8 protein-coding genes are annotated in these 8,655 nt (G+C 61.5%); 3 read left to right on the top strand and 5 right to left on the bottom strand.

What is annotated here, in order from left to right:
* Nucleotides 1-85: 85 nt before the first annotated feature.
* From WA989_RS00090 to WA989_RS00100, 3 genes are all read right to left on the bottom strand, one after another.
* The gene (locus WA989_RS00090; RefSeq protein WP_424338494.1) at nucleotides 86-742 is read right to left on the bottom strand and encodes a glutathione S-transferase; all 657 of its coding nucleotides are present in this window, start codon (nucleotides 740-742) and stop codon (nucleotides 86-88) included.
* Entirely contained in the window at nucleotides 739-1,680 is a 942-nt protein-coding gene (locus tag WA989_RS00095; RefSeq protein WP_424338495.1) for a rhodanese-related sulfurtransferase, read from the bottom strand. The genes WA989_RS00090 and WA989_RS00095 overlap by 4 nt, the downstream gene beginning before the upstream one ends.
* Nucleotides 1,681-1,753: 73 nt before the next feature.
* On the bottom strand, nucleotides 1,754-1,894 hold the full coding sequence (locus WA989_RS00100; protein ID WP_424338496.1) for an entericidin A/B family lipoprotein: 141 nt from the start codon (nucleotides 1,892-1,894) through the stop codon (nucleotides 1,754-1,756).
* Nucleotides 1,895-2,028: 134 nt separating this feature from the next.
* Between WA989_RS00100 and purQ the strand changes: the two genes are divergently transcribed.
* A complete protein-coding gene (gene purQ / locus WA989_RS00105) occupies nucleotides 2,029-2,691 on the top strand; it encodes a phosphoribosylformylglycinamidine synthase subunit PurQ (protein WP_424338497.1) in 663 nt (220 codons plus the stop codon).
* Between the two features lie 13 nt (nucleotides 2,692-2,704).
* On the opposite strand, the gene WA989_RS00110 is transcribed toward purQ, so the two are convergent.
* The gene (locus WA989_RS00110) at nucleotides 2,705-3,895 is read right to left on the bottom strand and encodes a GNAT family N-acetyltransferase (protein ID WP_424338498.1); all 1,191 of its coding nucleotides are present in this window, start codon (nucleotides 3,893-3,895) and stop codon (nucleotides 2,705-2,707) included.
* A gap of 152 nt (nucleotides 3,896-4,047) precedes the next feature.
* Here WA989_RS00110 and WA989_RS00115 point away from each other — a divergent pair, with 152 nt between their 5' ends.
* On the top strand, nucleotides 4,048-5,280 hold the full coding sequence (locus WA989_RS00115) for a DUF3089 domain-containing protein (RefSeq protein WP_424338499.1): 1,233 nt from the start codon (nucleotides 4,048-4,050) through the stop codon (nucleotides 5,278-5,280).
* 90 nt (nucleotides 5,281-5,370) lie between these two features.
* Here WA989_RS00115 and WA989_RS00120 read toward each other — a convergent pair whose 3' ends face one another.
* Complete coding sequence (locus WA989_RS00120) at nucleotides 5,371-5,985, bottom strand: hypothetical protein (RefSeq protein ID WP_424338500.1); 615 nt, start codon at nucleotides 5,983-5,985, stop codon at nucleotides 5,371-5,373.
* A 149-nt stretch (nucleotides 5,986-6,134) separates the two neighbouring features.
* Here WA989_RS00120 and purL point away from each other — a divergent pair, with 149 nt between their 5' ends.
* Complete coding sequence (gene purL, locus WA989_RS00125; RefSeq protein ID WP_424338501.1) at nucleotides 6,135-8,459, top strand: phosphoribosylformylglycinamidine synthase subunit PurL; 2,325 nt, start codon at nucleotides 6,135-6,137, stop codon at nucleotides 8,457-8,459.
* Nucleotides 8,460-8,655 lie beyond the last annotated feature (196 nt).

Genomic DNA, 8,655 nt, shown 5'->3' on the forward strand with positions numbered 1-8,655 from the left:
GCCCGACATGGCGCAGGCCGGCGGCCCCGATGGCGACAAGGCCGAGGCCGCGCTCGAGGCTGTCCGCAAGGCGCTTGCCGGTTGATCAGCTGTGCGGAAAGACCGGCTCTGTATCGCCGGTTTTCCACTGATCATATTTCGGCATGATCGATTTGAACCGCTCGCTTTCGAGATGAGCGGCAAGCCAGCGTTGCAAATGCGGCAGCGGCTCTGCATCGAACCAGGCGCGATCGGTATTGGCGAACTGGCGAATGAAAGGCATCACGGCGAGATCGGCTAAGCACACGCGGCTGTTGAACAGCTGGTCGCGGGTCGCAAGCCGCTCGTCCAGCGTTGTCAGAAAGGCTTTGGCCGCTTGTCGGTGATCCTCGGCCACTGCGCCTTCGTCTTTATACCTGTCAGGATATTTGTAGCGGTCGAGATGATGCTTGAACGGGCCGTCGCAGGCTGAGATGAGGGCGAGCATCTCATCAAGATCGCCTGTCTCTGGCGTAAGCAGGCCTTCCGGATCGTGTGCGCGCAGGGCGTGCAGCATGACGTCGAGACTCTCATCGATCACGCTGTCATCGGTCAGGACGAGTACAGGAACCGTGCCTTTTGGCGACGCGTCCAGCATTTCGCCCGGCTTGTCGCGCAGGACGACTTCGCGCAAGCGGCAGCTGAGCCCGGCGGACTGGATGGCGAGCCGGGCGCGCATGGCATACGGGCAGCGGCGGAAGGAATAGAGGATGGGCAGGCTCATTTGCCTGCTGTTTTGGCCTCTGAGCGCCCGATATGCAATTCGCCGCGCTTTTTTGCCAGGCGGATCTGGTGCTGGCGCTCGCGGAAACGGGCGCGCTGGTCCTCGCTCAGCGTGTCATGGCAGACCGGGCAGGAGACACCTTCCTCGAATTTCGGATCGGCGCGATCGGCTTCGCTGACGGGATGCTGACAACCATGGCAGAGCCCATAACTGCCAAGCTCGAGCCCATGGCCGACAGAGACGCGCTGGTCGAAGACGAAGCATTCGCCTTTCCATTTGCTCTCAGGCTCCGGCACGGTCTCGAGATATTTCAGGATGCCGCCCTTTAGGTGGAACACCTCGTCGATGCCTTCAGATTTCACGAAGCTCGTCGCCTTTTCGCAGCGGATGCCGCCGGTGCAGAACATGGCGATCTTGGGCTTGCGGCCCTTGGCTTCGAGGTCGGCGCGGAAGGCTCTGAACCAGTCCGGAAACTCGCGGAACGTGCTGGTTTCAGGGTCGATCGCCCCTTCGAAACTGCCGATCTCGCATTCATAATCATTGCGCGTATCGATCAGCACCGTGTCCGGGTCACTGATCAGATCATTCCAGGCGTCCGGCGCGACATAGGTGCCGACAAGCGCATTCGGGTCGGTCTCCGGCACGCCCATGGTGACGATTTCCCGCTTCAGACGCACTTTGAGGCGCCAGAAGGGCATCGTGTCGGCGTGGCTTTCCTTGTGCTCAAGGTCTGCGCAGCCCGGCAGGGCACGCAGCGCCGCCATGGCCGCGTCCATCCCATCGCCGTCAACCGCGATCGTTCCATTGATGCCTTCGCTGGCGACCAGGACAGTGCCGGCCGCGCCAGCCGCCTCGAGCGCAGGGCGCAAGGCTTGCTGGATCGCCTCTGGATCAGCGAACCGCACGAATTTGTAAAAGGCTGAAACCCGGATCGTCATGATCCGGCGCTTATGCCAGAGCGTGGCCCGGGCTTCCAGCGATCAGTTCAGGTGACCGGGCTGGCTGGTCCGTCTAGTCCGGCTCGCCGGACGCGGCATCGGAGATGGCATCGCCAGCGGCTTCGACATCCTGGCCGACGCCCTCGATTGTATTGCAGGCGGCCAGAGCCGGAATCGCAAACAGCGCCAAGAGAGCAAGAGCAAGCTTTTTCATGTGTCCACATCCCTCATAAGTGACGCCGTTCTTATCCTCCCAATCGGTGATCTTGGCAAACGCAAAAGGTGGACCTGCAGAGCGAGCGACATATCCGGTTTCCAAACGGCGCGACTCCCTGCTATTGGGGCGGCATGAAAAGCGCAGTCATCGTCTTTCCAGGCTCCAATTGCGATCGCGACGCCCAGACCGCGCTCGCGGAAATCACAGGCCAGGCTCCCGCCATGGTCTGGCACAAGGATGGCGACCTTCCGGGCGATGTCGACCTTGTGGTGGTGCCGGGCGGGTTTTCCTATGGCGACTATCTGCGCTGCGGGGCTATGGCGGCCAATTCGCCGATCATCGGCGCCCTGAAACGCCATGCTGAGCGCGGCGGCTATGTGCTGGGCGTGTGCAATGGCTTCCAGGTGCTGACCGAAACCCAACTCCTGCCGGGCGCGTTGCTGCGCAATGCCGGGCTCGATTTTGTCTGCAAGCCGCAATGCCTGCGCGTCGAAAACGCCAATACGGCCTTCACCAGCGCCTATGCCGGCAAGAGCGAAATCTCCGTGCCGATCGCTCATCATGACGGCAATTATGTCGCCGATGAGGACACGCTGGACCGGCTGGAAGGGGAGGGCCGTGTGGCCTTTCGTTATGCCGGAAATCCTAACGGGTCGGCGCGCGACATTGCCGGCATCCTGTCTGAGAACGGCCGCGTGCTCGGCCTCATGCCGCATCCGGAGCGGGCGATTGGCGGCCATGAAGGCGGCAGCGACGGGCGCACCATGTTCGAAAGCGTGATGTCAGCGATCTAGGCGGGCTGAACGCTCAGAACTGGATCGGCCTGCGCCTTTCGACAAAAGCCGATCCGGCCTGCGCAACCTCTTGCGATGGCGAGCGGACGCGATGCCGGCGCCGCTCTGGCAAGATCCGCAACGCGAAAAAGAAATCGCCCTCGAACCCGGTCGGCACCCAGCGGCGCTCCAGCTGTTCGACCCCTTTGGCGAATATGGCGTGCGCCGCATCATGTTTTGCGGCCCGCTCATATCGAAGTCCCGTTCCTTCGAAACAGACCGGCTCGAAGCGGTCAGACAAGGGAAGACGCACGCGCGAGAGCCTGTGACGGCGCGCGAGCTGACGGGCTGCCTGGACCAGAGGCGGAATGATGAGCGCCCCATCGCAGCCCGGCAGATGTTTGAGGTCGATGATCTGGAGCTCTGTCGGCTCGAAGGCGTTCGGCTTGCTCATCACCACCTGCATCAGGCCTTCGAGGCGATCCTCCCTCATCAGCCCGAAAAGCGCGGTGCGCCCCGGCGCATCGGGATCGTTCATCTGGTAGGCATAGACATCGGCGGTGCGGACAGGGGCAATGGAATGGGCGCTATGAACCGCGCGGTCGAACGCATCGATCAGCTTTGCATCCTCGGCACGGGACGGGGTGAGGCGCACGACCGGACCGCTCATCCCGGGCATGCGGCCGAGAGCGCGTGGGCCGGACTGAAACCATTCGCGGCCGGACAACTGCTTGTACAGCCCGTCATGGCGGGCGAGCCGTGACAGCGCCAATCCCGCCGCGCGCGTGACCGAATGGACGGGCCATTCCATCCATTTGCGCGCGTGCGGCCCGAGCCAGGGTGATAGGCCGAGGCGTTCGTAGAACCGGCTGGACCGCGCGTTGTTGTTCAGCGTGTAGATCGCAGCATACCGCTCATCGGCCAGCACCTTGCGAGCCAGGATGAGCCCGGCGCCCCTGCTTGGCTCGCTGGAAATGAAGGTATGTCCTGAGGCGGCAACAATTGTCGAGCCGCCAAAGTGAAACCGGCGTGTCTGAAGACCGAGCATCGAGACCAGCCGGCCGTCCTTGAACGCGCCATGGCCTGCGGGCAGGCCATCCTGCTCAGGATTGTCGAAGAGCGCCCAGCGCCAGCCTGCTTCGCTGCGCTGCGGAAACCCCGCCTCTCTGACGTGAGCGACGATTTCCGGAATGTCGCCAGGACGCAGTTCGCGATGGTCAGTCATGTGTTTCCAGCCCTTACCGGGATCGACCCTAGCAAGAGACAACGGAAATAGTCTCAACCTGACCTTTGAAATTTCATCCTTCTTGAAAAGCGTTTTGAGCTCGGCTGGAAACCCGTCTAGACAGAGCGGCAGGGCAAGACCCGGGAGGATGAATGATGAAAAGACGATATGCAGCCTTGCTGGCATGCGCCACGCTGGCCGCCGCGTGCAGCCAGGGCGATAGCAACACCGTACCGGCAGAAGACACAAGCGCTGAAATGGACGGTGCCGAAACGGCTGAGCCGAAGCCCCAGGCGGCGAGCGACTTCGAGGACACTGACTATGCCGACACGGCCAACTGGCTGTGCCATCCGGACGCCGCAGACGATGCCTGTGACACCGACCTTTCCTACACAATTGTCAACGCTGATGGCTCGATGGACGTCCAGGGGTTCGAAGCGGCCGCCAATCCACAGATCGACTGTTTCTACATCTATCCGACAGTGTCCAATGATGAGACCGGCAATAGTGATCTCGACGCCGGGCCCGAAGAGCTGCGGGTCGTCGAGAGCCAGTTCGCCCGGTTCGCAGAGACGTGCCGGCTCTACGCGCCGCTCTACCGGCAGATGACCGTGCCTGAACTGCGCCGGCGCATGATGGGCATGGCGATGACAGCCAGCGATGAGATGCGGTGGGCGGACATTCAGGGCGCCTGGGCCGACTATGTCGATAACCATAATGATGGCCGCGGCGTTGTCCTGATCGGGCACTCGCAGGGCTCTGACATGGTCGACAGGCTGGTGCGCGAAACCATTATCGGCAGTGATATGGAAGACCAGATCGTCTCCATCATACCCACCGGCTGGACGCTCTACGTCGACGCCGCCACCGGAGATTTCGGCCCTTACGAGACGTGTACAGTAGAAGGTCAGACCGGCTGCATTCTCGGCTATGTGTCCTTCCGCGATACGGTCCCGCCGCCGCAGGCCTCGCTCTTCGGCGTCACCAATCCGGACGGCCAGCGCGCGCTCTGCGTCAACCCGGCAGAGCTGTCCGGCGATGACGGCATGCTTGATGCCCGGCTTGCGGCTGGTGGCTGGTTTGGCGAGGCGCCGGCAGACTTTGCCAATGGCGAAGGCGTGGACACGCCCTATGCCGCTCTGCCCGGTCTGCTGAGCGCGGAATGCGTCGAAGCGGCGAACCACACCTATCTCGAAATCACCGTGAACGCTGACCCGGATGATCCGCGCACCGATGACATCCAGGGCGATCTGATCGGGCCTGCCGGTGTCATGGCGGACTGGGGGCTGCACCTCATCGACATGCATGCCGCCATGGGCAATCTCGTCGATATCGTTGCGGCCCAGTCAGAGACCTGGGTGGCCGCCGAAGCCGCTGAAGACTAGGCGCCTTCACGCCAACCGATACAAAAAAAGCGCCATTTCCAGACGGGAATGGCGCTTCTTTCATTTTGGCGATGAGACCTGAAGAGGAGGCTATTCCTCGTCAGTGTCCTCGCCATCTTCGTCTTCGGTGTCTTCAACGACAGGCGGGCGATAGGCGCCGCGGCAATCGGAAATAAGCTCACGCATCTCGTCCGAGGTCGGGAAGACGACGATATCGCCGCTGCCTGTGACCACGCGGATATCGCCCCGCGCGGCAGCAAGCATGACGGCGAAGGGATCGTTCTGGCCCACAGTGATCGTCACCGGATTGTCGCCTGCCACGCCATAGGATTTGGCACCGGCCGAGGTGTAGACCGAGATGCCTTCACCGGCATCGTCAAACCCGATGAAGCGATGGAACAGCACACCGTTCGGCGCATCGGCGCCTGTGTCCTGGCAGCTGACGGCAGCAATCTGATCGCCAGCCGCGCTGGTGAAGACCTGAGAGTCATTGCCGCCAATACTTGCAGACGACCATTCGCCTTCAATCTCGGACGCTTCGGTGGTGCCGATGGCATACTCGATGGCGACAGGAGAAGAGCTTGAGCTTTCCTCGCCGTCGGATCCTTCGGGATAAGGCGTCGGCATACGGTCGTCCGGATCGACGCTGCCGCCCCCGCAGGCGGCCAGCATGACTGGCAGAATGGCCAGTAGGGCAAGTCTCATATGAGCTCTCCTTGATATGAATTTCATTTCTGACTTAAGCCAAACCTATCAACACTCACAAGCCCCCCAAGTACAGCTTAGTTGCATGAGTGCAGAGGAAAAGGCGATTGCGACTGGCGACTCGCCCGCCATGACGCTAAGGAGCGGGCATGACAGATACCACCGCCATCCTTGAACATCTGACCGCCGAACAGACCGAAGCTGATGCAGCCGGTCATGGGATAAATGGGGAGGAATGGCAGAGGCTGGTCACCCGCCTCGGCCGCAATCCGAACCTCGTTGAGCTGGGCATCTATTCGGTGATGTGGTCGGAGCACTGCTCCTACAAATCCTCGCGCCGCCACCTCTCCAAATTCCCGACGAAGAATGATCGCGTCATCCAGGGCCCGGGCGAGAATGCCGGCGTGATCGACATTGGCGACGGGCAGGCGGCCATCTTCAAGATGGAAAGCCATAACCACCCCTCCTATATCGAGCCCTATCAGGGCGCAGCGACCGGCGTTGGCGGCATCCTGCGCGACGTGTTCACCATGGGCGCGCGCCCCATTGCTCTGGTCAACGCGCTACGCTTCGGCTCGCCCGATCACCCGAAGACGCGTTCACTCGTCGCTGGCGTCGTCGCTGGCATTGGCGGCTATGGCAATTGCGTCGGCGTACCGACAGTGGCGGGTGAGACGCAGTTCGATGAGGGCTATAATGGCAACATCCTCGTCAATGCGATGGCGGTCGGCCTCGCGGATCAGGACAAGATTTTCTATGCGCGCGGCGCGACGCCCGGCAATCCGATATTCTATGTTGGCTCGAAGACAGGGCGCGACGGCATCCATGGCGCAACCATGGCGTCGGCCGAGTTTTCCGAAGGCGACGAGGAAAAGCGCCCCACCGTGCAGGTCGGCGATCCGTTCACGGAAAAGCTGCTGATCGAGGCCTGCCTCGAATTGATGGCGACCGACGCCATTCAGGCGATCCAGGACATGGGCGCGGCGGGGCTGACTTCCTCGTCTGTCGAGATGGCTGACAGTGGGGGAGAGAATGGTGAGGGCATTGGTGTCGAGATGGATCTCGACAAGGTGCCCCAGCGCGAGACCGGCATGAGTGCCTATGAAATCATGCTGTCCGAGAGCCAGGAGCGAATGCTCATGGTGCTCTATCCTGACAAGATCGAAGTGGCGAAGGCCATCTTCGAGAAATATGATCTCGACGCCGAAGTCATCGGCATGACGACTGATAGCGGCCATATGGTCCTGACGCAGTTCGGCGAGACGGTGTGCGATATCCCCGTCGCGCCGCTGGCCGAAGATGCGCCCAATTATGACCGGCCCTGGACGGAGCCAAAACCGCGCGCGCCGCTCGACATCTCGAAATACCCAGAGCCTGAGGACTACGCAGAGGTGCTGCTCAAGCTCATGTCCTGCCCGGACATGGCGTCGAAGCGTTGGATCTGGGAGCAGTATGATCGCCACGTGATGGGCGATACGGTCGATAGCTCACAGTCCATGGGCGACGCGGCCATTGTCCGTATCCACGGCACCAACAAGGCACTGGCCATCTGTTCTGACTGTAACCCGCATTACGTTGCCGCTGACCCGTATGAAGGCGGCAAGGCCGTGGTGGCCGAGGCCTATCGCAATCTCTCAGCGGTTGGCGCGACGCCCATCGCGATCACGGACAACCTCAATTTCGGCAATCCGGAAAAGCCCGGCACGATGGGATATATCGTCAAGGCCATTGAAGGCATGGCCGAAGCCTGCCGCGCGCTCGATTTCCCGGTCGTTTCGGGCAATGTCAGCCTCTATAATGAGACCGACGGCGTCGCGATCCCGCCGACGCCCGTGGTGGGCGGTGTCGGCCTGATCGAGGACGTGTCGAAGATTGCAACGTTGAAGGGGGCTCAGCCGGGGGATGTGCTGATGCTGATCGGAGAGACCAAAGTGCATATGGGCGCGAGCCTCTATGCCCGCGAATGGTTGGGCTTGAAGGGTGAGGCGCTTGGACCACCGCCGCCGGTGGATCTCGAGACCGATTTGAAGACGTCTCGCTTTGTTGCCCATCTTGTTCGCTCTGGTTTGGTGAACGCTTCGCACGATGTGAGTGAGGGGGGCATTGTTTGTGCCGCCAGCGAAATGGCTCTGTCGGCGAATATTAGTGTTGGGATTGCGCTAGACGAAATTGGCGCGGACACCTTCGGGACGGCTTCAGCGCTTTTCGGCGAGAGCCAAGGATTGTTTCTGGTGGCGGCTTCCCGGGAGCAGCTGAGCAATTGGAATAAGGTTGAGAGCTGGCATGGATCTGAAGCCGGCCCTGCTTATCAAGAAGTCGGGGGCTTTTCGCATTCTTCGGAAACACCGGTAATCCGTGCAGGTCACTCAGATGTGCCGGACGAAGAGCTAGTGTACGATGTAGACATCGCCCTCTCACGCCTCCGCGAAGCCCATGAAGGCTGGCTGCCCCGCTATATGAAGGGCGAGGGCTGAGGCTATCCAATTTCACGCACGGGTATGAGCAAGTGACACGCGCCACGCCCTCGACTCCGATCTTCCCGGCGTAGGCCGGGATCTCAACCAATTTGAACGCGAAGCTTGCTGCACGAGGTCCCGGCCTACGCCGGGATGATCGGATAATTTTCCCCCTCCCGCGCGCCCCGTCTATAAGTTTCCCCATCCCATGGCC

Source organism: Henriciella sp. (genome assembly GCF_049649345.1).
GTDB lineage: Bacteria > Pseudomonadota > Alphaproteobacteria > Caulobacterales > Hyphomonadaceae > Henriciella.

Coding starts and splice junctions, on each gene's coding strand:
- purL (WP_424338501.1), top strand. CDS start 6,135: ATGACAGATACCACCGCCATCCTTGAACATCTGACCGCCGAACAGACC.
- WA989_RS00095 (WP_424338495.1), bottom strand. CDS start 1,680: ATGACGATCCGGGTTTCAGCCTTTTACAAATTCGTGCGGTTCGCTGAT.
- WA989_RS00110 (WP_424338498.1), bottom strand. CDS start 3,895: ATGACTGACCATCGCGAACTGCGTCCTGGCGACATTCCGGAAATCGTC.
- purQ (WP_424338497.1), top strand. CDS start 2,029: ATGAAAAGCGCAGTCATCGTCTTTCCAGGCTCCAATTGCGATCGCGAC.
- WA989_RS00115 (WP_424338499.1), top strand. CDS start 4,048: ATGATGAAAAGACGATATGCAGCCTTGCTGGCATGCGCCACGCTGGCC.
- WA989_RS00090 (WP_424338494.1), bottom strand. CDS start 742: ATGAGCCTGCCCATCCTCTATTCCTTCCGCCGCTGCCCGTATGCCATG.
- WA989_RS00120 (WP_424338500.1), bottom strand. CDS start 5,985: ATGAGACTTGCCCTACTGGCCATTCTGCCAGTCATGCTGGCCGCCTGC.
- WA989_RS00100 (WP_424338496.1), bottom strand. CDS start 1,894: ATGAAAAAGCTTGCTCTTGCTCTCTTGGCGCTGTTTGCGATTCCGGCT.